The sequence below is a fragment of the Shewanella sp. SR43-8 genome, assembly GCF_014163775.1.
Lineage (GTDB): Bacteria > Pseudomonadota > Gammaproteobacteria > Enterobacterales > Shewanellaceae > Shewanella > Shewanella vesiculosa.
The window spans coordinates 107,322-133,862 of record NZ_JACJDX010000006.1; the positions used below are offsets into that span (position 1 = coordinate 107,322).

Sequence of the window (26,541 nt, forward strand, 5' to 3'; positions counted from 1 at the left end):
CTATGTGAGATTCTATGCACTGTATATAAAAACAGTGAGGATTACATCATGGCAGTGATAACCCAATTTGTCGTGGTCAGAGAAGGGGTGGAAAAGATGACATTTATATCGAAAAAAGAGGCTGATGCCTACGATAAGATGCTCGATATTTCCGATAACCTAGTGCCTTTTCTTATAAAGGCAGATCTTGGACTCGATGAAAATAAGTGCGAACAGTTGGCATTTTATCTCGCAAACAATAAAGATGAGCTTTCTAACTTGCTAAAAGGCGTAGTACAGGTTAAAAACGCTCCTGCAGTTAAAACCAAAAAGACTACGGCTAAAAATACCGCTGCAGAATAGCCGTATTTCAAACTTTTGAAGTAGATACCAGCTTAAGGAATGGAAATGAAAACCGAATTTTACCAAACATTAAATCGTCAAGCTCAAGCGTTACTTGAAGGCGAAGATGATTTGATTGCGGCAATGGCAAATTTTTCAGCGTTGTTAAATGACAACCTTGAGGATCTCAACTGGGCTGGTTTTTACATCAAGCGTGGTGAACAGCTCGTCCTTGGTCCTTTCCAAGGTAAAGTTGCGTGCACTCGAATTGATATGGGCAAAGGTGTTTGTGGCACCGCTGCTGCAGAAAATATCACCCAACGCATCGCCGACGTGCATCAATTTGATGGTCATATAGCATGCGATTCTGCGAGTAATTCCGAAATAGTCATTCCTGTAAGGCAGGGCAATGAAGTGGTGGCAGTGTTAGATATTGACAGTCCATTACTCAATCGTTTCGATCAAGATGATCAAATTGGCTTAGAAAACATGGTAAAAAGTTTCGAAACTTGCCTATTTGGTTAAATAGCGAACAAAATAGATTAAATCATGGTCGCATTCGCTGTCGCGGGCTTTATAATATGCCGCTAAACGCATTTGTGCTGGATTTACTGATGAGCGATGATTAAGCTGAGAGTAAGTTTGGTTAAATTGTTAAGGTTTGTTTCAATGACTTTAGCAAACTGGCGGATAGTGATATTTTGTACGTTGAGCCTTAACGGTAAGGTTTAACGAAAGATGAACGACTGCATGGCAAATTTCTGCCGCATAATCAGTCCCTTTATTAACGTGGAAGTAAAAATGGAATCAACAGACAAGTTGACCGACACCAACGCAATTTTAGCGTATTTATATGAAACCTTTCCTTTATGCTTTATTGCAGAAGGTGAAACTAAGCCATTAAAAATTGGTCTGTTTCAAGATTTGGCTGAACGGTTAGCTGATGATTCTAAAGTCAGTAAAACACAACTACGTGTAGCGCTTCGTCGTTACACCAGCAGCTGGCGCTATTTGAAAGGCGTTAAAGCGGGCGCTAAACGTATTGATCTTGACGGTAATGAATGTGCTGAATTAGAGCAAGAGCATATTGACCATGCTATTTTGACGCTCAAAGAGAGCCAAGATAAAGCCAAAGCAAAACGTCAAGCTTTAGCACCCAAAAAGCCGGCTAAGAAAGTGGCACCTAAACGCGCTCCAGCTGTCAAAAAAGAACGTCCAGCGCCAGTCGTTGCTCCTGTGATTCAACTTGTGCCAGCTAAGCTTGAAGATTTAAAACAAAAACAACGCGTTAATGTTAAGTTAGGTGCTACCCCAGTACCAGGTGTTGTGACTGATATTAATAAAGAAGATGTGCATGTTCAGTTAGATTCTGGCTTGTCCATCAAAGTACGTGCAGAGCACATACTATTATAGAAATTTAAGGAGTACTTGTTGATGCGAAAACTTACCTTGGCCGCGTCAATTGCCAGTTTATTTGTCGGCTTTTCGGCATGGGCAATTTCACCAACGATTCAAATCAGCGAGTTACCTAAACTAGCACAAGAGCCACAACATAAAGTGGCTAGCAAGCGAGTGACAACATTGTTCACTCGCTCGCATTATCATCGCTTTAATCTTGATAATGCATTTTCTGAACAAATATATTCCCGCTTTCTTGAGCAGCTTGATTATCGTCGTAATGTACTAACTGCGGCAGATATTGCGAGCTTTAGTCAGTATAAAGAACAGTTTGATAATATGGTCGAGTCTGGCGATATTAGCCCCGCCTTTGCTATGTATGAAGTTGTGCAACAACGTCGCTACGAACGTTTTGCTTATGCTTTATCTTTGCTCGATAAAGAGTTTGATTTTACCCAAGCAGGCGATGCTTATGAATTTGATCGCAAAGATGCACAATGGCCAAAAGATGAAGCTGAAGTTAATGAGCTTTGGCGTCAGCGGGTTAAGTATGATGCATTAAATCTCAAGTTGACCGGTAAAAAATGGCCTGAAATTGTTGAAGTGCTCGAGAAACGTTACAATAATGCCATTAAACGTTTAAGCCAAACCCAAAGCGAAGACGTATTTCAAACCGTAATGAATGCGTTTGCTCGCAGCGTTGAACCTCACACCAGTTACTTATCCCCACGTAATGCTGAACGTTTCCAAATGGAAATGAACCTAAGCTTAGAGGGCATTGGTGCTGTGTTGCAAATGGATGATGATTACACTGTTATCAAAAGTTTAGTGGCAGGAGGCCCTGCTGCCAACAGTGATAAATTATCGCCAGAAGATAAAATTGTTGGTGTTGGTCAAAAAGACGGTGGCATTGTTGATGTTATTGGCTGGCGTTTAGATGATGTGGTTGATTTGATCAAAGGTCCAAAGGGTAGCGAAGTTGTATTACAAATTTTACCCAAAAAAGGTGGCGCAAATGCTAAACCTTTTGAAGTGGTCATTACCCGTGACAAAATTCGTTTAGAAGATCGCGCAGCTACCTCAAAAGTAATTGAACCTAAAGAAGGTCAGTACGCCAATCGTAAAGTCGGTGTGATTCAAATCCCTGGATTTTACATGAATCTGTCGCAAGACGTGGCTAAAGAAATCGCTAAACTTGAAAAAGACAATGTTGAAGGCATTATTATTGACCTTCGTGGTAATGGTGGTGGGGCGTTAACTGAAGCCACATTATTGACCGGATTGTTTATTGATCAAGGGCCTGTTGTGCAAATTCGTGACGCCAATGGTGGCATTAATCAAAATCGCGATAATGATGGTATTAGTGCATACAGTGGTCCACTGACTGTGATGGTAGATCGTTACAGTGCATCTGCATCAGAGATTTTTGCTGCGGCTTTACAAGACTATGATCGCGCTTTGATTGTGGGTGAATCGACTTATGGTAAAGGCACGGTTCAGCAGCATAAAAGTTTAGGTCGAATTTATGACATGTATGAAAAACCAATTGGTCATGTTCAGTATACCATTGCCAAGTTTTACCGTATCAATGGTGGCAGCACACAACGTAAGGGTGTTACCCCAGATGTGCGCTTGCCTACTGCTTTAGAAGCGGGTGAATATGGGGAATCGGAAGAGAAAAATGCACTTCCATGGGATAAAGTTCCTGCTGTTCAATACACTACATTGGGCAATATTACGCCTATGTTGATAAGTTCTCTTGATGTTAAACATCAAGCGCGGATCAGTAATGACGAAGAGTTTAGTTATATTTATCAAGATATAGCTGAATTTAAAAAGCATCACAATGACAAAACCATCTCGCTTGTTGAAAGTGAACGTCTTGCTTCTCGTGAAGATGATGACAAGCGTGCACTCGATCGAGAAAATGCCCGAAGAGAGCACGATGGTTTAGCAATTGTTAAGTCACTAGATGATATAGAAAAGACCGATGACAGTAAGTTACCGGATGCCTTTTTAGATGAAACGGCTTATATCACGCTTGATATGGCGGATGCAGAGAAATTGGCAAAAACAAACTCAAAGTGATTTTTTGTGACAGTTAACAAACGCGCTTAGGCGCGTTTTTTCTTAATAATAACAACCTCAGCTCTGGATAATAAACGGTTGCAAACAGTCCTTCGCATCTCTAACTGCGTTGTATCGACTTGCAGTAGGTTAACGGCGGTCGATTCGGCTTGTTAGTAAAATGACCTTTTTGAGGTGGAATAGGCAGCATATTGATATTTTATCCCATTTATCCAATCACTTAACCACGGCTGAAGTGAAATAAAAACAATACCAATTCGATAACGTTCCCACACAAGTTTAATCATATTGGCATGAGTACCATTGAAAAGGATCCTGTATGAACCAAGCGCAAGAGAAACACCTCAAAGATTATACTAAGCCTGCATTTACCATTTCTCATGTAGATTTAAACGTTATTCTTGATGGCAAGAATACCAAAGTAACGGCTGTTAGTAAGGTGATCCGTAATGGCCAACATCAGCATGATTTAGTGCTTGATGGTGAACAAATTTCTCTGAGCTCAGTCAAGCTTAATGGTACAACGGCAAACTATCGTCAACACGAAAGCCAATTAACGATCACCACTGAGCTAAATGAGTTTGAATTAGAGGTGGTTACTTTACTTGACCCTGAGGCAAATTCGAGCCTTGAAGGTCTTTACATGTCTGATGGTGCTTATTGCACGCAATGTGAAGCCGAAGGATTTCGTCGCATTACTTACTTCTTAGACAGACCCGATGTTTTGGCTATTTATACCGTGCGTATTGAAGCCGATAAACATGCTTTTCCTTTTTTGTTAAGTAACGGTAATTTAATTGATAAAGGCGAGATGCCACGTTCTGGACGTCACTTTGTTAAGTGGCATGATCCATTTCCAAAACCAAGTTACTTATTTGCAGTTGTCGCTGGTGACTTTGATTTGCTTAATGACAGCTATACCACTCAGTCTGGTCGCGAGGTGACGCTGCAAGTTTTTGTTGATAAAGGTAATTTACATAAAGCCGATCACGCGATGGCGTCATTGAAAAAATCGATGAAATGGGATGAAACCCGTTTTGGTCTTGAGTACGATCTCGACATCTATATGATTGTGGCAGTTGATTTTTTCAATATGGGAGCGATGGAAAATAAAGGTTTGAATGTGTTTAATACTAAATACGTTCTTGCTGATAAAGCCAGTGCTACCGATGAAGATTATCACGGCATTGAGTCAGTTGTTGGTCATGAGTACTTTCACAACTGGACGGGTAACCGAGTAACCTGTCGTGATTGGTTTCAGCTGAGTTTAAAAGAAGGCTTAACCGTTTTTCGCGATCAAGAATTTAGCTCTGATGTGGGGTCTCGCGCTGTTAATCGTATCCAAGCCATTCGCGTGATGAAAAATCAACAGTTTGCTGAAGACACCGGTCCTATGTCTCATCCTATTCGTCCTGAAAGTGTGATTGAAATGAACAATTTCTACACAGTGACGGTTTATAACAAGGGTGCTGAAGTGATCCGCATGATGCACACTATTCTAGGTGAGGCCGGTTTTCAAGCGGGTATGAAGTGCTATTTTGAACGTCATGATGGTCAAGCTGTAACTTGCGATGATTTTGTTAATGCCATGCAAGATGCCAGCGGTAAAGACTTAACCTTATTCCGTCGTTGGTACAGCCAAGCGGGTACACCAGTCGTCACGGTCAAAGATCATTTCGATGCAGACAAGGGCGAATATCATTTAACTGTTACTCAGCAGGTGGTATCACAAGGTGTAAAGGGCCAAACACTGCATATACCTTTTAGTGTGGAGTTATTGGACCGAGCGGGACAGTCCATTGTCAATAAAGTACTTGATGTGACACAAGCCAGCCAAACATTTGTGTTTGATGGACTGGACAGTGCGCCTACAGCCTCCTTGCTTCAAGATTTTTCTGCACCGGTGAAACTCGTTTACGATTTTAGCATTGACCAGCTTGTTCATCTTATGCGCCATGCATCGAGTGAAGTTGCACGCTGGGAAGCATCGGTGCAATTAATCAGTCAAACCATCTGGGATAACGTTGCACAGTTACAACAGCAACAAGTAATGATGATTGACACCAGAGTGATAGAAGCCTTTAGAGGTGTTATTTTAGATGCTAATCTTGATCAAGCTTTAGTCGCTGAAATTTTGTCTATCCCGAGTGCTTCAGCACTTATTGAGCAGGTAGATCATGTTGATTTAGATGCATTGGCAAAAGCCAGAGAATTTGTTGTTGAAGAACTCGCCTCTGCTTGCGAAGATGAGCTGTTAGTGTGTTATCGAGCACTGATATTAATCGATAACCCAGCTGCCAGAGCATTTAAAAATATTGCCTTATCATTATTATGCCAAGTCTCTGATACCCATGAATCGTTGGTTGAAAAACAATACTATTCAGCCAGAAATATGACCGACAGTTTAGGTGCTTTGAAAGCGGCCGCGATGGCAAAGTTAGCGTGTTTGCCTATGCTATTAAGTGACTTTGAGTCCACATGGAAATCAACCCCACTCGTAATGGATAAGTGGCTTACTTTACAAGCTTTAGTTAATAGTGACGATGTGATTGATCAGATTAAGACACTTACTAAACATAGCAGCTTTAGTTTCTCTAATCCTAATCGCATTCGGTCATTGATTGGAGCTTTTGCTGCGGCAAACACTTACCAATTTCATCGTGCTGATGGAGAAGGTTACCGTTATTTAACTAAAATTTTAGTTAAATTGAATAAATCTAATCCACAAGTTGCTTCGCGAATGATTACCCCATTAATTCAGTTTGCTAAATTTGACCAAGAACGTCAGCAATTAATGAAACAGTGTTTGGTCGAGTTAAAATCATTACCGGATTTGTCGAACGATTTATATGAGAAAGTGACTAAATCATTAGCTGAATAAAGTCTTAAATTACTATTTATCCAGTAGGATTAATCAGTCTGTTTAGTGTGTTAAAAAGGAGAGCTTGCTCTCCTTTTTATGGAGTGATTTATGGAGTTATTTTTTTCTCTTAACGTAAGTTATGAAGCTTTTTTGCCATATTACCAAGGGGTTGCAGAAAAAGTGCAAGTAAGGGACCACAAAGGTCGTGTATTGCACATCAATGGTAAGTATTTTAGACCTTATTTAACCCCTAATGGCATCCATGGCGAGTTTAAATTAGTCCTTTGCCCTGACGGGAATTTCAAATCCCTTAATAAATTATAGAGTATTTACTTCAAACGTTTGATTGATTAATCGTGTGTGAAGTAGCAAGCTGTTAACATTTATAAGTACATGAAAATAAACTTTTTTCGTTAGTGGTTAAATGATTGTATTTTTATCGCCTGTGTTAATTCAAATATAGGCAGGTTTTATTTAGCCATTTTTACCCCGACATCGTTAATTTTCTTAAACATTTTCTTTTTTTTGACCTTGCTCAATATAGTTAAATGCTGTAACAATGGTGTTGCCTGTGGGCTAACAAGATGTTGGTTAAATTCCTATAACAACTAATCCAACAGGTTACGGAGATGAACTAAAATGAATATTGTTAAAAAAAGATTTAACAAGTCGGCTCTCGCTTTGGGGGTGGTGTCGGCATTATGTTTGGGAATGAGCACTTCAGCCTCAGCTGCTTCTTTTCAATGGGGCGATGTACGAGGTACGTTTGACTCTACTTGGACCGCAGGTGCCAGTTGGCGTGTGTCAGATAGAGACTGGAGTGGTCAAATTGGTAAGGTGAATCAGCCACAATTTGATTGGTCAGGTTACTCAGCATTTGGTGGCGCATTTGGTTCAACCAAATATACGTCAGCCGAAATTTGGGCTCAACCTGGCTCATATTCAAGCAACAATGATTTAAGTAACTTATTGTATGCAAAAGGTGATACGACTTCAGAGATCGTTAAAGGTCTTCATGAGTTATCACTTAAGTATGAAAACTACGGTTTGTTTTTACGTGGTATGTATTTTTATGATCGCAAACTCAATGATGGTGACTATGGTTTTAATGACCCATTAACCGGTAAAGAGTTCGATCCTTGTGCAGACAGCAAAGCATCAGAAGTGCAATGTAAAGACATTCGCTTATTGGATGCATTTGTCTATGCCAACTGGGATTTAAACGACGGCGCTAATCCATTAAGCGTTCGTGTCGGTAATCAAGTGGTTTCTTGGGGGGAAAGTACCCTAATTTCTCATGGTATTGCTGAAATCAATGCTGTTGACTTAAACATTCTCAATGCGCCAGGTGCTGAACTTAAAGAAGCATTCCGTCCACAAGGGATGGTTTGGGCATCGTTAGGGTTATCTGAAAACTTAAACCTAGAAGCATTTTATCAATATGATTGGCAGCCTATTTGGGTACCAACGCCCGGTTCAAACTTTGCGACCAATGATTTTGCGGGTTTTGGCGGATACAACCAGAATGCGCAATTAGGTTTCAACTCTAATCCAGATATGAACCAAGATTTCCTTATTTCTGAATACACACGTCTATACGAAGCTGCCGCAGCCAGTGGATTTAATTCTGCTTATGCCGCTTATATGACAGCGTATTCAACTAAAGCTGCCTTAGTTCAGGATGCTGCAGACCCAAGTAATGATGGCCAATTTGGTGTTAAGTTAGGATATTACTCTCCAGAACTTGGCGAAACTGAGTTTGGTTTTTATTACATGAATTACCATAGTCGCCGCCCTCTTATCAGTGGTACAGCGTCTAATTTCACCACAGAGGCCATTGGTCGTGATTATGGTCGTTTAGCACAAAGCGGTGGCGTGATTGACCGTGATTTATTGCTGAGCATGGAAACCTTTACCAAGTCGCAAATTGTTTATCCTGAAGACATTCAGTTATATGGCTTCAGTTTCAACACTTTAGTAGGTGATACATCTGTTGCCGGTGAAATTTCTCACCGTGTAGATGAGCCATTACAAATTGATGATGTTGAATTACTTTTCTTAGCTATGCCTCAACAGCTAGCAAATGCAGGCATTCGTCCTGACTTAGATGGTATTTCACAAATGGATAATGTGGCGCCTGGCGAAACAGTTGATGGGTATATACTTACCGATACGACTCAAGCACAGATGACATTTACTCACCTATTTGGTCCAACACTTGGTTTAGACAACTTAACTATGCTTGCTGAAGTGGGTGGTGTTTGGATCCATGACATGCCTGGTTTTGACGAATTACGCTTAAATGGTCCAGGTACTGCGCGTTCTGGTGGCAATCCAGATATGCCTGGCATTATTGAAGCATTACATAATGGTCCAGAAACCAATCCATTCCCGACTGATTTTGCTTGGGGTTATCGTTTAGTGGCCAAAGCTGACTTTAACAACGTGTTTGCTGGTGTGAACATGTATCCAAGAGTAATTTTCTCTCATGACGTTGATGGCATTACGCCTGATCCAATGTTCTTGTTCACTGAAGGCAGAAAGTCTGTTGCTTTGGGTGTCAATTTTGATTATCAAAGTCGCTGGGGCGCAGATATTTCTTACAACAGCTTCTTTGGTGGTGTAGGAACAACAAATGCGATGACAGACAGAGATTATATTTCTTTCAACGTCAAGTATTCGATCTAAAAGGATAATTATAATGAAGAAACTGACGATATTATCGGCAGCAGTGATGATCGCACTAAGTGCACCTGCTGCGCTGGCGAAAGTATCACAAGCTGATGCAGATAAATTGGGTACAACATTAACCCCTCAAGGTGCAGAAAAAGCGGCAAATGCAGATGGTTCAATTCCTGCTTGGACTGGTGGTATCACTAAGCCTATTGCTGGTTACACCAAGGGTATGCATCATCCAGATCCGTTCCCAGATGACAAAAGCTTATTTACCATAACCAATGCAAATAAAGCCCAATATGCTGAGTTTTTAACTCCGGGTCAAAACAAACTATTTGAAGTCTATCCAGATACTTACAAAATGAATGTTTATCAGACTCGCCGTACAGCGGCTGTGCCTCAATATGTTTATGATGCAACTAAAGTCAATGCTGTTGGTGCTGAGTTAATTTCTGATGGTAATGGTATTAAAGGGGCCACAATTGGCGTTCCGTTTCCTATTCCTGCTAATGGCCTAGAAGTCATTTGGAATCATATCCTGCGTTTTCGCGGTGTAGATGTCGAAACGTATCGTAGCCAAGCTGCACCTATGGCGAATGGTTCTTATACTCTAGTTGAAAACTCTGAGGAAATTCGTTTCGAATATTCGCGTCCTGAAGTGACTTTAGAGAAACTTAAAGAAACCAACACCTTGTTTTACTTTAAGCAAGTTGTGACTCAACCAGCACGATTAGCCGGTACTGCATTGCTGGTTAAAGAAACCATGGACCAAGAGGCGCTTCCACGTCAAGCTTGGACCTATAACACAGGGCAACGTCGCGTTCGTAAAGCACCTAACGTCGCGTTTGATACTCCAGGTACTGTTTCTGATGGTTTAAGAACAACCGATGATTTCGATATGTTTAACGGTTCTCCAATGCGTTATAACTGGGAACTCGTAGGCAAAAAAGAAATTTATATTCCGTACAACGACTATCGATTACATTCAGACAAACTAAAGTATGACCAAATTTTAAAACCGGGTCATATCAACCCTGAATTTGTTCGCTATGAAAAACATCGTGTATGGGAAGTGAAGGCAACATTAAAAGAGGGCATGCGTCATACCTATAAAACTCGCGTGTTTTATATTGATGAAGATTCATGGCAAGTGGCAGTAACGGATATATATGACAACCGCGACGAGCTTTATCGTGTTGGTGTTGCTCATCTTATCAATTACTACGAAGTGCCTACGTTGTGGAGTACCTTAGAAGTATTCCATGACCTTCAATCACGCCGTTATTTAGCGATGGGTTTAGATAACGAAGGTCGTATGTATAATTTTGATGCATCACTTTCTGAAGCTAACTTCACACCAGACGCATTAAGACGTGCCGGTATTCGTTAATAGCCATAATAAAATGGGGCGCCTAGCGCCCCTATAAATTTTAAAGGAAGTTTGTATGACGTTTAGCATGCTTCGCAGTATTGTGGCGATTGGGATTAGTGCATGTTTATATACTGCTTCAGTAGATGCCCAACTCGATCCGCTTTCAGTTCAAATTCAACCCTTAGCTCAATCCTCTTTATTACTTGATATTGCCAATGCGGGCGACAAACTTGTTGCCGTCGGTCAACGTGGCAATGTGTTGATGTTAGAAAATAATCAATGGCATCAAGTCGCCACTCCCGTTTTGTCCCAGTTAACCAAAGTGTTTTTTTTTGATGACAAACTAGGTTGGGCTGTCGGTCATGATGCCACGGTTATTCACACCCAAGATGGTGGTGAGACCTGGTCAGTGCAGATGCAATCAGCTGAAATTGAGAAGCCATTTTTAGATGTACGCTTCTACACTCCTGAAGATGGTATTGCAGTTGGGGCGTATGGATTATTTTATCGCACCGCTGATGGCGGTAAAACTTGGCAAGATGAGTTTCACCAAGAATTGCTCTTTGAAGATGATGTTGCTTATTTAAATGACCTTAAAGCAGAAGATGAAGCCTTGTATTTATCGGAGCGTGCGTCTTTATTACCTCACTTTAACCGTTTGATTCGTCTTGAAGATAAACGCTTATTATTGGTCGGTGAGCTTGGTATGGTGGCGGTATCTGATGATAATGGCCATACCTTTACTAAAACCAATTTTGACTATGATGGCTCGATGTTCAATGCCATTTCGGTTGGTGATGATGTTTATGTAATGGGACTTCGTGGTCATGTATTTAAGTCAGATTTAAGTTTATCTGCATGGGAAGAAGTAGAACTACCTGTCCAATCATCAATCAATGGTGCACTTGTTACATCTAATAATGACCTATACCTAGTCGGTAATGCTGGAATTGTATTATCAGTTGATGATGGTAGAGCAACTATTGTTGCTAGGCGTCAAGGTGAAAACATTGTGGCTATTGCTAAAGACAGTAAAGGCCAATTATGGTTTGCCGGTTCTAAGGGACTGTTTCAGCTTGATTAACCTTTTGGTTAAATTGGACAATTAAAACAACAATAATAAGGCCGAAAAGATGTTAGAAAAACTGGTCAATGGATTTGAATCTCATTTATTTCGTAATCGAAAATGGGTCATAATTTCATTTATTTTTATTACTATTTTTTTAGGTTACCAAGCCAGCCAACTAAAAATGGATGCGGCTTTCAGTAAAAATATTCCTCTTAATCACTCTTATATGCAAACCTATACCAAGCATCAGAAAGACTTTGGTGGTGCCAACAGCATTATGGTTGCAGTTGAAGATACGAGCGGCAATATATTTAATCCGGAATTTTTTGATGCACTCAAAAATGTCCACGATCAATTATTCTTTATTCCTGGTGTAGAACGCTCACAGGTTAAGTCACTTTTTTCGCCTTCAACGCGTTTTACCGAAGTCGTTGAAGATGGTTTTGCTGGCGGCCCAGTTATCCCTGCCGATTTCAGTAACGATGAGTATGGCCTTAAAGTGGTACGAGACAATATCGAAAAGGCTGGCATTGTAGGTCGTCTTATCGGTAATGATTATACTTCTGCCATGGTATCGGCCCAATTGATGGAGTTTGATCCACAAACGGGTGAAGCCATTGATACAATTGCATTTGCCAATCAACTTGAGCAAGAGCTTCGCGGTAAGTTTGAAACCGATAAGATTAAAATTCATATCATTGGCTTTGCTAAAATGGCTGGTGATGTAGCAGAAGGCGCCAAAGGCGTACTGTTGTTTTTCTTAATCGCCATAGCCATTACTGCAGTGATGGTGTATCTATTTTCCAAATCGATAGTGCTGACTATTTTACCATTGATGTGTAGTTTGGTTGCGGTATTTTGGCAATTAGGCTTATTGACGGTTATCGGATTTGGCTTAGACCCAATGTCGATTTTGGTGCCATTTTTGGTATTTGCCATTGGTGTCAGTCATGGGGTACAGATGATCAATGCTGTGCGTCGTCGCGTGCTAGATGGCCAGACGACGAAAGCGGCATCTGCATCGGCTTTTCGCAGCTTGTTAGTGCCGGGTGGCGTTGCGTTATTATCTGATACAGTGGGTTTTTTAACCTTACTTTCGATTGATATTGGTATTATTCGAGAGCTGGCAATTTCTGCATCATTAGGTGTTGCAGTGATTATTCTCACTAATCTTATTTTGCTTCCTTTAGTGATTTCGTATTTCGAATTACCGACTAAGCAAGATAACCCACAGAAACGTCAACAAATAGAAAATATTTGGCGTTGGCTGTCTAAGTTTGCCACTCCGAAATATGCTGTAGTGGTATTGATTTCAACAGCAATACTTTATGCCGTTGGTTTTCAGCAAGCGTCAAAAATGCAAATTGGTGATTTACAGGGTGGGGCGCCAGCGCTGCATCAAGACTCTCGCTATAACCAAGATACTTTCTTCATTACCAAACATTTCTCTATAACAACCGACGTTATGTCTGTGATTGTAGAAGCCACTCCTGAAGCTTGTACATATCATTCTGTGTTATCGCAGATAGATCAGTTTGAGTGGATGATGGCTAATACACCTGGGGTTGAGTCAACCGCGAGTTTGGCATCGATTGCCAAAAAAGTGAATGCCGGTTTTAACGAAGGTAACCCTAAGTGGGAGATTTTACCGCGCACCACAGCCAGTCTAGTTCAAGCCGTGGGTCAAGTTCCAACCACATCGGGTTTATTAAATAGCAACTGCTCTGTTATGCCGGTTTACTTGTTCTTAAAAGACCATAAAGCAGAAACCATTGAGGTGGTTGTTGATAAAGTTAAAGCTGTTGCTGCTGAGCTTAACTCCGACACGTTACAATTTAAGCTAGCTTCGGGTCCGGTTGGCGTTATGGCTGCAACCAATGAAGCTGTAAGTGAAGCTCAGCTGCCAATGATGTTGTACGTTTACGGTGCAGTGTTTGTCTTATGTTTAATTAGCTTTAAGTCACTCAAGGCAACGATAGCAGTGATTATCCCACTTTATGTGGTATCGACGTTAGCACAAGCCTTAATGACTTTGCTCGATATTGGTCTAGCAGTCAGTACCTTACCTGTTATCGCCTTAGGGGTGGGTATTGGTGTTGATTACGGGATTTATATCTTATCGACCATGTCCAACAAGCTCAGTAATGGCATGCCTGTGCAACAAGCGTATTTCGAAGCATTGGTTGAGCGTGGCAGTGCGGTGATATTTACCGGGCTAACTTTAGCGATTGGAGTGAGTACTTGGTTCTTCTCCGACCTGAAATTCCAAATGGATATGGGAATTTTGCTGACTTTCATGTTTTTAGTGAATATGTTGGGGGCAATTATTATTCTTCCCGCACTTTCAGCTATGTTTTGGAGAAAAAAGTAACTAAAACATGCAATTAAACAAAAAAGGGAGCTTAGCTCCCTTTTTTGTTTTGCATAGTTACTCTATGCAAACGACTTAAATGTCATTTTAAGTACCAATCTATGCTGTCGAGTGGATTTATAGAGGATGTACCACTAAAATTTTCCTCGATATAGCAGCAATTTAGTAATAAACTTTGCATCAGATCTCAATTATGAGTTTCTTTTGTTAAACTAAAAACAGTTATTTACGTGATACACACAAAATGACTCGGACCTACAGAATCAACAAGCCGAAGCATCCATATAATGATAAGAGCGCTGCCATAGACGCTTAAGGAATCTGCAACATGGCCTTGAAAGATGCAATGCCTTCAGTACTACTGGAAAATGTAGTCAATTTAATTCACACAAAAATCCCTCATTCTCAAGCCAAACAAGTTGAGCAATTTGCTAATTGCCTCTACGCCCATATGTCAAAAGACGATCTCAATGCTCGTAATGACAGTGATTTATATGGTGCCGTATTGAGCCTTTGGAATGCGCTGAATAAAACCGCGCAGGACGAAACTCACATCCGAGTGTTTAATCCTAGCCAAGCAAAACATGGCTGGCAGTCAACTCACAGCATTATTGAGATTATTCAACTTGATATGCCTTTTTTGGTTGACTCGCTCTCAATGGCGTTAAATCGAATGGGCATTACCGCTCATGTGATGTTGCATACGCCATTAGCGGTCGTGCGTGCTGCTAACAACAATGTCACTGATGTGTCATTTGTTAATGAAGCTACAGAAGGCAGCAATAATGTTGCGGTTTTCTTAGTCGAAATTGACAAGCAAAATAGTGATGCCGACATCAAGGCGATTGAGAAAGAGATTCAATCTGTCTTAGCGGATGTATCAGCGTCGGTCAATGATTGGCAATTAATGTCAGACACATTAACCGATACCATTAAACAATTACCTTCACGGCCATTTCCTGGTGAAAAAGCGGAACTTCAAGAGTCTGTTGATTTTTTAAACTACTTGAACAACCACCATTTCACTTTGCTCGGTTATCGCTATTATGATTTAAAACGCGTTGAAGGTGATGTTGAGCTTGTCCCTAATATTGAATCTAGCTTAGGACTAATGAACCGTTCAAAAACCTCACACAGTGAGCGCGGTTTGTTACTTTCAAGTTTATCTGATTCTGCCCGCAAAGAGGCATTAGATGAAAGCTTACTTGTTCTGACCAAAAGCTCTGCCAAAAGCCGTGTGCATCGTCCTGCTTACGTAGATTATATTGGCGTTAAACGCTTTGACAAAAAAGGCAACGTAATTGGTGAAGATCGCTTCATCGGTTTATATGCTTCTAATCTTTATAACCGTAGTCCACGCGAGATCCCATTGTTGGGTGAAAAAGTTCAGCGCATTCTTGATAACTCAGGTCTAGCGCCGCGTTCTCATGACTATAAAGCGTTAATGAACATCCTTGAAAACTTACCTCGTGATGAGCTAATCCAAGCTAAAGACCATGAGCTGTCTAATATCGCTTATGGCATATTGGAAATGCAAGATCGCGATAAGTTAAAGTTGTTTGTTCGTAAAGATGGCTATGGCCGCTTCTTGTCGTGTTTAGTGTATGTGTCTAAAGACCGTTATAACACTAAGTTACGTCAAGATACTCAACGCATTCTAGCGCAACATTTCAAGAGCAATGAAGATGTTGAGTTCACAACGTATTTTTCTGAGTCTACTCTGGCTCGAACTCATTATATTATCAAAGTTGATAATAACAATATGGATGTTGATGTGGCCGCTATTGAAAAAAATCTTATCGAAGCCGCTCGCTCGTGGGATGATAAATTGCACACAGCGTTAAATAATACTGTCGGTGAACAAGCTGGTACAGGACTGACAAAACGTTATTTAAATGCTTTCCCACCTAGCTATAAAGATGATGTTCTTCCAAGCTCAGCTGTAGTTGATATGCAGCATCTAGAAGCATTGGATGATGAACATAAGTTAGGCATGTTATTTTATCAGCCACAAGAAACAGCATTAAACGACAATAAAGTGCGTTTAAAATTGTTCCATAAAGACGAGCCAATTCACTTGTCTGACGTATTACCAATGCTAGAAAACTTTGGTTTACGTGTGATCAACGAACGCCCATATGAAGTGAAAACTAATGATGGTGCTACGTTCTGGATCTTAGACTTCTTAATGACAGTCCAAGGCGCAGCGACAGAAAACCTTGCTGATAGTCAAGATCGTTTCCAAACAGCCTTATTACAAGTGTGGCAAAAGAAGTTAGAAGACGATGGCTTCAATCGCATGGTACTTTCAACGGGCTTAAGTGGCCGTGAAGTGTCTATTTTACGTGCATATGCTAAGTACATGCGCCAAATTGACGCTACATTCAGTCAGTCTTACATTGAAGAAACCTTTAGCCGCTATCCAAAACTTGCGGATTTATTGGTTAAGATGTTCATTCGTAAGTTCAATCCTAAGCTAAAGACACGCACCTTGAGTAAATTCCTCGAGCAAGTGAATATTCAGCTTGATGACGTTTCAAGTTTAGATGATGACCGAATTATTCGACGTTATTTAGATTTAATTAATGCCACGTTGCGTACTAACTTCTATCAAACTGCGATTGGCGGCAAATCAAAGGATTATATCTCGTTTAAATTTGCACCGAGCTTAATTCCAGAAATGCCTAAGCCGATGCCTAAGTTTGAGATCTTTGTGTATTCACCTCGTGTTGAAGGTGTCCATCTACGTGGCGGTAAAGTGGCTCGTGGTGGTTTACGCTGGTCAGATCGTCGCGAAGATTTCCGTACTGAAGTGTTAGGCTTAGTAAAAGCACAACAAGTGAAAAACACCGTGATTGTGCCTGTAGGCGCAAAAGGTGGATTTGTGTGTAAGCAACTGCCAACAGAGGGTGGCCGTGAGGCTTTATTCACCGAAGGGCAAGAGTGTTACCGTATCTTTATTCGCGCATTATTAGACATTTCTGACAACATAATTAACGGTGAAGTTGTTCCGCCTGCAGATGTTGTTCGTCATGATGAAGACGATCCTTATTTAGTGGTTGCAGCCGACAAAGGCACCGCGACTTTCTCAGATATCGCTAACGCGATTGCGATCGAATACAACTTCTGGTTAGGCGATGCGTTTGCCTCTGGTGGTAGTAATGGTTATGACCACAAGAAAATGGGGATTACCGCACGTGGAGCTTGGGAATCGGTTAAACGCCATTTCCGTGAAATTGGTGTAGATTGCCAAACCACTCCATTTAGCTGTGTGGCGATTGGTGATATGGCGGGTGATGTATTTGGTAACGGTATGTTGTTATCTGAGCAAACTCAATTAGTTGCTGCATTTAACCATATGCATATCTTTATCGACCCAACGCCAAAAATTGCCGAAAGCTATGCTGAACGTCAGCGTTTGTTTGTCTTGCCACGCTCAAGTTGGGAAGATTATAACGCGAAACTGATTTCTAAAGGCGGCGGGATCTTCTTACGCTCTGCCAAGTCAATTAAATTGACCCCAGAAATTAAGCAGATGTTAGCGACTGATAAAGACACCATGAACCCAACCGAACTGATGAAAGAACTACTGAAAATGCCAGTAGACTTGATTTGGAATGGTGGTATCGGGACTTATGTTAAGTCGAGCAAAGAATCTCATGCTGAAGTTGGCGATCGTGCTAATGACACTTTACGCGTTAACGGTAAAGAAATTCGCGCCAAAATTATTGGTGAAGGCGGTAACTTAGGTTGTACCCAATTAGGTCGTATTGAATACTGCGCTAATGGTGGCCGTATGAACACCGACTTTGTTGATAACGTTGGTGGTGTTGATTGCTCAGACAACGAAGTTAACATTAAAATTTTCTTGAATACCTTGGTGGCAGAAGGCGAGTTAACGGTTAAACAACGTAACCGTCTACTTGAAGACATGACAGATCAAGTTAGCGAGATTGTCATTCAAGACTGTAAAGATCAGACTCGTACTATCTCTGTGACTCAAGTCGATGGCGTGTCGCAGTTGAAAGAGCAGATTCGTTTTATTCAATATCTTGAAAAAGACGGCAAGCTTGATCGCGCGCTTGAGTTTTTACCTACTGATGACGATTTAGCTGAACGTTTAGCCAATGGACGCGCGTTAACTCGCCCTGAAATATCGGTATTAGTTGCGTACGCTAAAATGGTATTGAAAGAGCAATTAGTGACCCCTGAAATCACTGAAGATGCATTTTTAAGTAAATTGCTAGTGGCTTATTTCCCTAAAAAGCTTCAAGCAAAATATGCTAATAAAATGACCGCTCATCCTCTTCGCGGTGAAATTATTGCTACATCATTAGCCAATGAATTAGTTAATGATATGGGCTTTAATTTTGTACAACGTATGCAAGATGAGACCGGTGCAACAGTTGCTGAAGCCGCCATTTGTTACACTATGGCCCGAGAAATCTTTGGCCTTGATGACTTAACCACTTCAATTACTGATTTAAGTGGCGTCATCCCTGCAGTGGTGCAGGGTGAAATGTTGCATCAATTACGTCGTAGTATGCGTCGCGCGTGTCGTTGGTTTATCCGCCATCGTAATCGTGCTCATGATATTGACCAAACTATTGCGTTCTTTAAGCCAGTGTTTGAACAGCTTAAAGCCAATGTTGACCAATACATGATAGATGCTGAAGTGAAAGTAATTTCTGCTGAGATTGCTGCGCTAACCACCGAAAATGTTCCTCAAGCTGTTGCACAAGTTGTGGCTAAAATGAGTACATTATTCTCAGCGTTAGACATTGCACAAATTGCTCAAATCGAGAACAAGTCAGTTGAACTGGTATCTGAGACTTACTTTAAACTCGGTGCAAAAGTTGAGTTACATTGGTTCTTAGAACAAATCAGTGCTCAACCTGTTGCTAACCATTGGCAAGCACTTGCCCGTGCAGCATTCAGAGAAGAACTTGATTGGCAGCAACGTGCATTAAGTTCTGCTGTATTACGTACTTGTACCGAGACTTGTGATGCAGATAGTGTGATTAATCAGTGGATTGAACAAAATAAGCCTTTACTCGAAAGATGGTATCACATGCTAGCGGATTTCAAGGTTTCTCAAACCCATGAATTTGCGAAGTTCTCAGTCGCCTTACGGGAACTGAACTTACTGATTTTACATTGCGTAGGTCAGAAGTAGTTTTTATAATGTGAATAAGCCCTGGCGATTGCCGGGGCTTTTTTTAGGTCTAGGAGAAAACATGTTTTACAAACTTGCACAGAAAGTAATGTTTCAGATGGACCCTGAGTTAGCTCATAATCTAGCGATTGGTAGCTTGAAAATTACCGGAAATAACCCATTAAACTGTTTCTATCGTCAACAGGTTAAATCCGCTCCTGTAACCTGTATGGGTTTGACGTTTCCTAATCCTGTTGGCTTAGCAGCGGGATTAGATAAAGACGGCGAGTCAATTGATGCTTTTCATGCGATGGGGTTTGGCCATGTTGAAGTCGGAACCGTAACACCACGCCCGCAACCGGGTAACGATCAACCAAGATTATTTCGATTAAAACCTGCTAAAGGGATTATTAATCGGATGGGTTTTAACAATAAAGGTGTGGATAATCTGGTTCGTAATTTAATGGCCAAAAAGTCTGACATTATGGTTGGTGTGAATATAGGTAAAAACAAAGATACTCCAGTAGAGCAGGGTAAGGATGACTACTTGATCTGCATGGATAAAGTGTATCCATACGCCAGTTATATTGCGGTGAATATCTCTTCACCAAACACCCCAGGTTTACGTTCAATGCAATACGGTGAGTTACTTGACGACTTACTCAGTTCAATTAAAGCGAAACAAACAGAATTAACCGCTAAACACGGCAAATATGTCCCGGTTGCGCTCAAGATTGCGCCTGATTTAAGTTCAGACGAGATTAAAGCGATTGCGGATTCGTTACTGAGTAATCAGTTTGATGGTGTGATTGCGACTAATACGACATTAAGCCGAGATACTGTAACTGGTTTAAAACATGCCGAAGAAATGGGCGGTTTAAGCGGTAAGCCTTTGACTGATTTATCGACTCAAGTGATCAAACAATTAGCGATCTGTTTGCAAGGTAAGATCCCGATCATTGGTGTTGGTGGGATCAATAGTGCCGCAGATGCGATAGCTAAGTTTGATGCGGGCTCAACTATGGTGCAGATATACTCAGGTTTTATTTATCAAGGACCTAAATTAGTTGATCAGATCGCAAAGGCATATTGTTCAAAATAGCGCCTAAAACAGCTTTGCATTGATCAAAAATCATGCCGCGATCGAAATTTTGATCGTTCGATCGCGCTAACACTCTGAAATTTATGTTATAATTTATAATTAAATTTTGATATTGAGTGAAAAATCATCTAATATATAAGCGTGTTCAATATTTAGGTGTAAATAGTCATGTTATTAATGCCAAATAAGGACTGGCATTGGGAATACAATGAAAGCTTGAAGCAATTAAGTATTTCGTTGGGTTCTGAGATGGAGTTCTTAACGCCATATAAGACAAAATTGTTAATTCCAGATGCTCTAAAGGCAGCTGAATTTAACCTTGAACACGCCAAATTTTACATTAAAATGCTCGAAACCCTTCCTAAAGTGTTGCATATCTCCGATGCAGGTATTGTACAAACTGCACTGAACGCAACTGCCGCGCATTTTTTATTACAATCACAAATGCCTAAATCTTGGTTTTTTGACGTCAGTGATGAGTGTGTTTATTGTGATGTGGGTAAGTTGTTTCAGCTCAACTGCGGCTACTCTAAAGTATTGGCATTAGTTATTGCAAATGGCTTACAAGCAGCAACTGTGATGATTTTGTCACAATACTGTCAGCTATCTGAAAATAAATCATTAGCACAATTTGATATCATAAAAGTAATGCATAATCGTTTACATCCACTGCGTAAAGCTAAGCAAGTTGTCGCGGCATAAAAGAGTTGAATAGATAAGACACTCGAATCAATTTGTTCACTAGCTAGCATGTGCGGTTAACGTATAAAAATAGTGCTAGTCTACTTCTATTGATAAACTCGCTAAAGTTTAATCCGCATGTATTATTCACTTAATCTCTATTTTATCAGGCGCGTCCGCCTCAATATTAAGCATTCATCGCTTATTCAGCCCTTTATTTGGCCTGCTATTCGAGCCGATTTTTAATCAACAATGCTTAATCTAGTGCAATGGAATGACTCTAAGGCATAAATTACTGACTCTTGTTAGTCGGTTTAAGTGCCGGTAACAAGACGATTAACCAAATCAAACCGTAAACAGCAAATCCAACCATCATCCACTGCGCCATACTGACAGACAACCATGACCAAGGCGAGTCGCTACACATGCCTGTCGGCGAAAAGACGGAAGGTAACCAAGTGTCTAATGGCATAAAGCTTGGGAACTCAGGATAAAAGGAACACGTTTCAAATGGTGATGGATTAACTTGCATCTGGTTTAGCTCATAGGCTAATTTAAATCCCCAAATAGCTGATACTCCCCAGCTAACGATTCCGACCAAGCGTAAAAACCACACTTTGGGTTGTAGTATACCCACAAGCCCAGTCAATATAAGACCCAATACCGCTACACGAATGTAAATACACATCACACACGGAGCGAGATCCATTCCATATTGAAAAAAGAGTGCCGCCAACTCTAGTCCTATGGCGGAGAATAACAATAAACCCCAAGAAAGACGGCTATGACTAAACTGCTGTAATGGTGACAATGTCGGATTCCTAAGTGTGCGAAGAGATAAAAAAACACCCTCAAATGAGGGTGTTTAAACAAACTATAGTGACTTTAAAATAATTTATCAGCTAAGTCCATTAAGCTGATGTAATTAATGTCCCATTGCCGCGCCACTTAAGTCTTTAGCTGAGTGGTGAATAATTAATTGGCTCTCATATAATGTGTTAGTCATGTCGGTTAAGAAACCTGTCTCAATCGCCATTACCCCCACAATCGATAGCACGATAGTATAGGGGAGTGCCATCCACACCATCCGGCCATAAGACAAGCGAATAAGTGGCGCAATAGCAGATGTTAACAAGAATAAGAATGCCGCTTGACCGTTTGGTGTCGCAACCGAAGGTAGGTTAGTACCGGTATTAATTGCTACAGCTAGTAAGTCAAATTGGTCTCGAGTAATTTGGCCACTCATTAACGCAGATTTTACTTCATTAATGTAGACTGTACCCACAAACACGTTATCACTCACCATAGACAGTAAGCCGTTAGCAATGTAGAAAATAACTAGCTGCATATTGCCTTCATAACTCAATGCCCATTGGATCACTGGAGCGAATAAATCTTGATCAATGATGACACCTACGATGGCAAAAAATACAGCAAGTAACGCAGTGAAAGGCAACGCTTCTTCGAATGCTTTACCTAATGAATGTTCGTCTGTAATGCCATTAAATGCTGTAGCTAAGATGATGACAGATAACCCAATCAAGCCAACAGAAGCTAAATGAAGTGCTAAACCAGCAATTAACCACACACCAATAAGAGCCTGAACGACGAGTTTCATTTTATCTTGGTTGGTTCTGTGTGAGTCTTCATGAGCAGCGTAATCAGATAAGATCCTATGTACCGCATCAGGTAATTGGGCTCCATAACCAAATACTTTGAATTTCTCGACAAGAAAACACGTTAATATACCGGCAATCAATACCGGCATAGTCACAGGTGCCATACGTAAGAAAAACTCACCAAATTGCCAATGGGCCTGCGCCGCAATGATTAAGTTTTGCGGTTCACCCACCATAGTACATACGCCACCCAGTGCAGTACCGATACCTGAGTGCATTAATAAATTACGTAAAAATGCCCGAAACGATTCTAATTCGTCATCATTTAATTGTCCGCTAGACTCAGACGTATGGTCGTGACCGTTACTATCACTAAAACTCTTACCCGATGCGACTTTGTGGTAGATAGAGTAAAAACCGACGGCAACAGCAATGATCACCGCAATCACGGTTAAGGCATCTAAGAAGGCTGATAAAAAAGCTGATGCAGTACAAAACATCAAAGACACGATAATTTTTGAGCGTACTTTAGTGATCATTTTGGTAAATACAAACAGCAATAGCTGTTTCATAAAGTAAATACCAGCGACCATAAATACCAATAAGAGCAATACTTCTAAATTAGCTTCTATTTCATGTAGCACTTGTGAGGGCGAAGTCATTCCTATGATGACGGCTTGAATGGCTAAAAGACCACCCGGTTGCAGTGGATAACATTTTAATGCCATAGCTAAAGTGAAAATAAATTCCACCACTAGCACCCATCCAGCGACAAAAGGATTTACATAGAAAAAGAGCAGGGGGTTGATGACTAAAAATGCCAAAATTGCGTATTTGTACCATTTAGGTGAATTACCTAAAAAGTTAACAAACAGCGCCTGACTTTTGGTTGCCTGCATAGCAGCCTCTCCGATATTGTGATTGTTACAGTATTGGTACCATTTTTGATGCTAGCAACACATTATTATTTTCAACAGAACTGGGAGAATAGAAGCAACTTCATATTAAAAACTTGATGGATATCAACTTTTCATTAATTTGCGCCAAATAACCTATCGAGGCAAATTGAACATTACCGTCTATTTATTGTTGTGAAATTATAGTGTCTTGATATAGCAAACAATGTGTTAGCCTACATAATTATGCGGCAAACTCGATATGGCTCTTGTATTTTCGCTGCTAGTGTAGCTCAAACAAAATTGAATTGTAATGTCGTTATTTGCTCCCAAAAATACTACATTACATCAACAAGCTAGCTACATGAGTATATACTAAACTTGTGTTATTTTATCGATAAAATTGCTATAGGTTTATGATTTTAGTAATTTAATGTGAATAGTATCTGATTATTGAAGTTGTAATGGCTCATAGTAGGTTAAAAAATAGTCGTAATGAGCGTCCTGAATAAACAATGGTTTTTATTTTCCACCGCTCTGGTATGATCAGTGCAATAGTTTCGCCATTGTTTAGCAATAGGATATGAAGGCTGATGATCATCAATGCCAAAGGGCCAGCGAGTTTTGCCGAGAAATATATTGTTCGTTCCATTTGGGAAAATAAATTTCCACCCGGATCAATTTTACCTGCTGAACGTGAGCTCTCAGAACTTATCGGTGTCACTCGTACGACGTTAAGAGAAGTTCTTCAGCGTCTTGCACGAGATGGTTGGTTAAAAATTCAGCATGGTAAACCTACTCAAGTGAACAACTTTTGGGAAACCTCTAGTTTAAATATTTTAGAAACCATTGCTGATTTGAACCCTGATGGTTTTCCATTACTCGTCGATCAACTCATGGCTGCTCGTGGTAACGTAAGCAACATTTATTTTCGTGCATCCATTCGCCACAATCCTGAAAAAGTGGTTGAAGTCTTGGCCGACATTCACAGTTTAGAAAATAACGCTGAAGCCTATGCTGCATTTGATTATAAGTTGCATCACACATTAGCATTTGCATCGGGTAACCCATTATATGTATTGATTTTAAATGGCTTTAAAGGCCTTTATAATCGAGTGGGTCGTTATTATTTTTCCAGCCAAGAAGCCCGTGAATTAACCCTAAGCTTTTATCTTAAGCTGGAAAAACTCGCCCAAGCTAAAAATTATATTGATGTACCAGCATTGATGCGAGCCAATGGTATTGAAAGTGGCAAAATGTGGCAAAAGCTGCGTGATGACCTGCCTGCTGAAATGGGCCATGATAATACTTAATTTACCGTGATGAGTTGAGCATTTATCGTTAATAGAGAATACCGATTTATTTACCTCGGATATTGAGTTTCAATTTGAAAAGCCAATCAAGTCGATTGGCTTTTTTTATGCTGTCGCTTCAGGACAGCTTGATAATACCCTCACAATACCTACATCGTCTACTTGCTCTAAGCTGACATTGAAACCCCATAGCCGATGTAGATGCTTCAACATCTCTTGATGGTTATCTGCAAGTGGGATGCTGTCATAGGGGATGTAGCGTAAGGTAATAGAACGATCGCCATTCACTTGCACTTGTTGCACCTGAATATTGGGTTCTATATTGGATAAATTATATTGTTGTGACAGAGTGTTGCGGATATCTTGATAACCTTGCTCATCATGAATGGCCGAAATAGAAAGTTGGCTGCGTTTTTCATCATCTAAAATAGCAAATAATTTAAAATCACGAATCACTTTTGGTGATAAATATTGGCTAATAAAACTCTCATCTTTAAAGTGCTTCATCGCAAAGTGAACCGTTTCAAGCCAATCACTGCCGGCAATGTCGGGAAACCACTTTTTATCTTCATCGGTTGGTGTTTGGCAAATTCGTTTTATATCGACAAACATTGCAAAACCTAAGGCATAAGGGTTTATGCCATTATAGTAAGGGCTATTGTAGGCAGGTTGCGCAACCACAGCAGTATGATTTTGCAAAAACTCCATCATAAAACGGTCAGTGACTTTACCATTATCGTATAAATGATTGAGTATGGTGTAATGCCAAAATGTCGCCCAACCTTCATTCATCACTTGAGTTTGTTTTTGTGGATAAAAATATTGCGCCATTTTACGAACAATTCGGACTAATTCACGTTGCCATGAAGCCAGTAATGGGGCATTTTTTTCAATAAAATATAGAATGTTTTCTTGGGGCTCACTTGGGAAAATAGTACTTGTTTCTGGCGTTTCTTTTTGTGGTGATGTTGGCAGAGTTCGCCACAAGTCATTGACTTGGCTCTGTAAATAATCTTCACGTTGCTGCTGTTTTTCTTGCTCTTGCTTCAGTGACACTTCTGCTGGGCGTTTATAGCGGTCAACACCGTAATTCATCAATGCATGACAAGAGTCGAGAATTAACTCAACTTGTTCAACCCCATAACGTAACTCACATTCGCGGATATAATTTTTAGCAAAGACTAAATAATCGATAATCGAGCTGGCATCGGTCCAAGTATCGAATAAATAGTTATTTTTAAAAAAACTATTATGACCATAACAAGCGTGCGCCATGACTAATGCTTGCATGGTAATGGTATTTTCTTCCATTAAATAGGCAATACATGGGTTTGAATTAATCACAATTTCGTATGCCAAACCCATCTGGCCACGTTTATAGCCTTGCTCTGTTTGGATAAACCGCTTGCCAAATGACCAGTGGGTATAACCAATGGGCATACCAATGCCAGCATAGGCATCCATCATTTGTTCAGCAGTAATAATTTCAATTTGATTTGGGTAAGTTTCAAGTTTAAAAAATGTCGCTGCATTTTCAATTTCATGTTGATATTGTTGCAGTAAGTCAAATGTCCACTCGGGTCCATCATCTAATGGGCTACGTTTTATATTCACCAT

The 26,541-nt window shown here is 40.4% G+C and carries 17 protein-coding genes; 14 read left to right on the top strand and 3 right to left on the bottom strand.

Annotated features, from left to right (window positions below):
• The first annotated feature begins 48 nt into the window (after positions 1 to 48).
• The 13 genes from H5114_RS09290 (at position 49) to H5114_RS09350 (ending at position 21,117) form a co-directional block, all read left to right on the top strand.
• Positions 49 to 342 carry a YebG family protein gene (locus H5114_RS09290; protein ID WP_124015891.1) on the top strand — a complete coding sequence of 98 codons (294 nt, stop codon included), beginning with the start codon at positions 49 to 51 and terminating at the stop codon, positions 340 to 342.
• A 45-nt stretch (positions 343 to 387) separates the two neighbouring features.
• Complete coding sequence (locus H5114_RS09295; RefSeq protein ID WP_124015892.1) at positions 388 to 846, top strand: GAF domain-containing protein; 459 nt, start codon at positions 388 to 390, stop codon at positions 844 to 846.
• 276 nt (positions 847 to 1,122) lie between these two features.
• The gene (gene proQ / locus H5114_RS09300) at positions 1,123 to 1,734 is read left to right on the top strand and encodes an RNA chaperone ProQ (RefSeq protein ID WP_124015893.1); all 612 of its coding nucleotides are present in this window, start codon (positions 1,123 to 1,125) and stop codon (positions 1,732 to 1,734) included.
• Between the two features lie 21 nt (positions 1,735 to 1,755).
• The gene (gene prc, locus H5114_RS09305; RefSeq protein ID WP_182722780.1) at positions 1,756 to 3,807 is read left to right on the top strand and encodes a carboxy terminal-processing peptidase; all 2,052 of its coding nucleotides are present in this window, start codon (positions 1,756 to 1,758) and stop codon (positions 3,805 to 3,807) included.
• Between the two features lie 319 nt (positions 3,808 to 4,126).
• On the top strand, positions 4,127 to 6,688 hold the full coding sequence (pepN, locus tag H5114_RS09310; RefSeq protein WP_182722781.1) for an aminopeptidase N: 2,562 nt from the start codon (positions 4,127 to 4,129) through the stop codon (positions 6,686 to 6,688).
• 90 nt (positions 6,689 to 6,778) lie between these two features.
• Positions 6,779 to 6,994 carry a DUF2835 domain-containing protein gene (locus tag H5114_RS09315; protein ID WP_124015896.1) on the top strand — a complete coding sequence of 72 codons (216 nt, stop codon included), beginning with the start codon at positions 6,779 to 6,781 and terminating at the stop codon, positions 6,992 to 6,994.
• Positions 6,995 to 7,309: 315 nt separating this feature from the next.
• Entirely contained in the window at positions 7,310 to 9,358 is a 2,049-nt protein-coding gene (locus tag H5114_RS09320) for a DUF1302 domain-containing protein (protein ID WP_124015897.1), read from the top strand.
• 13 nt (positions 9,359 to 9,371) lie between these two features.
• Complete coding sequence (locus H5114_RS09325; protein ID WP_124015898.1) at positions 9,372 to 10,736, top strand: DUF1329 domain-containing protein; 1,365 nt, start codon at positions 9,372 to 9,374, stop codon at positions 10,734 to 10,736.
• Between the two features lie 55 nt (positions 10,737 to 10,791).
• A complete protein-coding gene (locus H5114_RS09330; RefSeq protein ID WP_182722782.1) occupies positions 10,792 to 11,802 on the top strand; it encodes a YCF48-related protein in 1,011 nt (336 codons plus the stop codon).
• 49 nt (positions 11,803 to 11,851) lie between these two features.
• On the top strand, positions 11,852 to 14,158 hold the full coding sequence (locus H5114_RS09335) for an RND family transporter (RefSeq protein ID WP_182697159.1): 2,307 nt from the start codon (positions 11,852 to 11,854) through the stop codon (positions 14,156 to 14,158).
• A gap of 328 nt (positions 14,159 to 14,486) precedes the next feature.
• Positions 14,487 to 19,334 carry an NAD-glutamate dehydrogenase gene (locus H5114_RS09340; RefSeq protein ID WP_124015901.1) on the top strand — a complete coding sequence of 1,616 codons (4,848 nt, stop codon included), beginning with the start codon at positions 14,487 to 14,489 and terminating at the stop codon, positions 19,332 to 19,334.
• 61 nt (positions 19,335 to 19,395) lie between these two features.
• The gene (gene pyrD, locus H5114_RS09345) at positions 19,396 to 20,415 is read left to right on the top strand and encodes a quinone-dependent dihydroorotate dehydrogenase (protein WP_124015902.1); all 1,020 of its coding nucleotides are present in this window, start codon (positions 19,396 to 19,398) and stop codon (positions 20,413 to 20,415) included.
• A 168-nt stretch (positions 20,416 to 20,583) separates the two neighbouring features.
• Positions 20,584 to 21,117 carry a cell division protein ZapC gene (locus H5114_RS09350; RefSeq protein WP_124015903.1) on the top strand — a complete coding sequence of 178 codons (534 nt, stop codon included), beginning with the start codon at positions 20,584 to 20,586 and terminating at the stop codon, positions 21,115 to 21,117.
• Positions 21,118 to 21,388: 271 nt separating this feature from the next.
• On the opposite strand, the gene dsbB is transcribed toward H5114_RS09350, so the two are convergent.
• Both dsbB and nhaB read right to left on the bottom strand, forming a co-directional pair.
• Positions 21,389 to 21,907, bottom strand: a complete 519-nt coding sequence (dsbB, locus tag H5114_RS09355) for a disulfide bond formation protein DsbB (protein ID WP_182697161.1) — start codon at positions 21,905 to 21,907, stop codon at positions 21,389 to 21,391.
• A gap of 114 nt (positions 21,908 to 22,021) precedes the next feature.
• Positions 22,022 to 23,614, bottom strand: coding sequence for a sodium/proton antiporter NhaB (gene nhaB, locus H5114_RS09360; RefSeq protein ID WP_124015905.1), 1,593 nt, complete (start codon positions 23,612 to 23,614; stop codon positions 22,022 to 22,024).
• Between the two features lie 590 nt (positions 23,615 to 24,204).
• Here nhaB and fadR point away from each other — a divergent pair.
• Entirely contained in the window at positions 24,205 to 24,924 is a 720-nt protein-coding gene (gene fadR / locus H5114_RS09365; protein ID WP_124015906.1) for a fatty acid metabolism transcriptional regulator FadR, read from the top strand.
• Positions 24,925 to 25,029: 105 nt separating this feature from the next.
• Here the strand turns inward: fadR and H5114_RS09370 are convergent, their stop codons facing one another.
• Positions 25,030 to 26,541, bottom strand: a complete 1,512-nt coding sequence (locus H5114_RS09370; RefSeq protein WP_182722783.1) for a SpoVR family protein — start codon at positions 26,539 to 26,541, stop codon at positions 25,030 to 25,032.

Excerpts from the sequence above, each read along its gene's own strand:
- H5114_RS09335 (WP_182697159.1), top strand. The coding sequence starts at position 11,852 with ATGTTAGAAAAACTGGTCAATGGATTTGAATCTCATTTATTTCGTAAT.
- H5114_RS09315 (WP_124015896.1), top strand. The coding sequence starts at position 6,779 with ATGGAGTTATTTTTTTCTCTTAACGTAAGTTATGAAGCTTTTTTGCCA.
- fadR (WP_124015906.1), top strand. The coding sequence starts at position 24,205 with ATGATCATCAATGCCAAAGGGCCAGCGAGTTTTGCCGAGAAATATATT.
- H5114_RS09290 (WP_124015891.1), top strand. The coding sequence starts at position 49 with ATGGCAGTGATAACCCAATTTGTCGTGGTCAGAGAAGGGGTGGAAAAG.
- H5114_RS09340 (WP_124015901.1), top strand. The coding sequence starts at position 14,487 with ATGGCCTTGAAAGATGCAATGCCTTCAGTACTACTGGAAAATGTAGTC.
- pepN (WP_182722781.1), top strand. The coding sequence starts at position 4,127 with ATGAACCAAGCGCAAGAGAAACACCTCAAAGATTATACTAAGCCTGCA.
- nhaB (WP_124015905.1), bottom strand. The coding sequence starts at position 23,614 with ATGCAGGCAACCAAAAGTCAGGCGCTGTTTGTTAACTTTTTAGGTAAT.
- prc (WP_182722780.1), top strand. The coding sequence starts at position 1,756 with ATGCGAAAACTTACCTTGGCCGCGTCAATTGCCAGTTTATTTGTCGGC.
- pyrD (WP_124015902.1), top strand. The coding sequence starts at position 19,396 with ATGTTTTACAAACTTGCACAGAAAGTAATGTTTCAGATGGACCCTGAG.
- H5114_RS09320 (WP_124015897.1), top strand. The coding sequence starts at position 7,310 with ATGAATATTGTTAAAAAAAGATTTAACAAGTCGGCTCTCGCTTTGGGG.
- H5114_RS09370 (WP_182722783.1), bottom strand. The coding sequence starts at position 26,541 with ATGGTGAATATAAAACGTAGCCCATTAGATGATGGACCCGAGTGGACA.
- H5114_RS09330 (WP_182722782.1), top strand. The coding sequence starts at position 10,792 with ATGACGTTTAGCATGCTTCGCAGTATTGTGGCGATTGGGATTAGTGCA.
- H5114_RS09325 (WP_124015898.1), top strand. The coding sequence starts at position 9,372 with ATGAAGAAACTGACGATATTATCGGCAGCAGTGATGATCGCACTAAGT.
- proQ (WP_124015893.1), top strand. The coding sequence starts at position 1,123 with ATGGAATCAACAGACAAGTTGACCGACACCAACGCAATTTTAGCGTAT.
- H5114_RS09350 (WP_124015903.1), top strand. The coding sequence starts at position 20,584 with ATGTTATTAATGCCAAATAAGGACTGGCATTGGGAATACAATGAAAGC.
- H5114_RS09295 (WP_124015892.1), top strand. The coding sequence starts at position 388 with ATGAAAACCGAATTTTACCAAACATTAAATCGTCAAGCTCAAGCGTTA.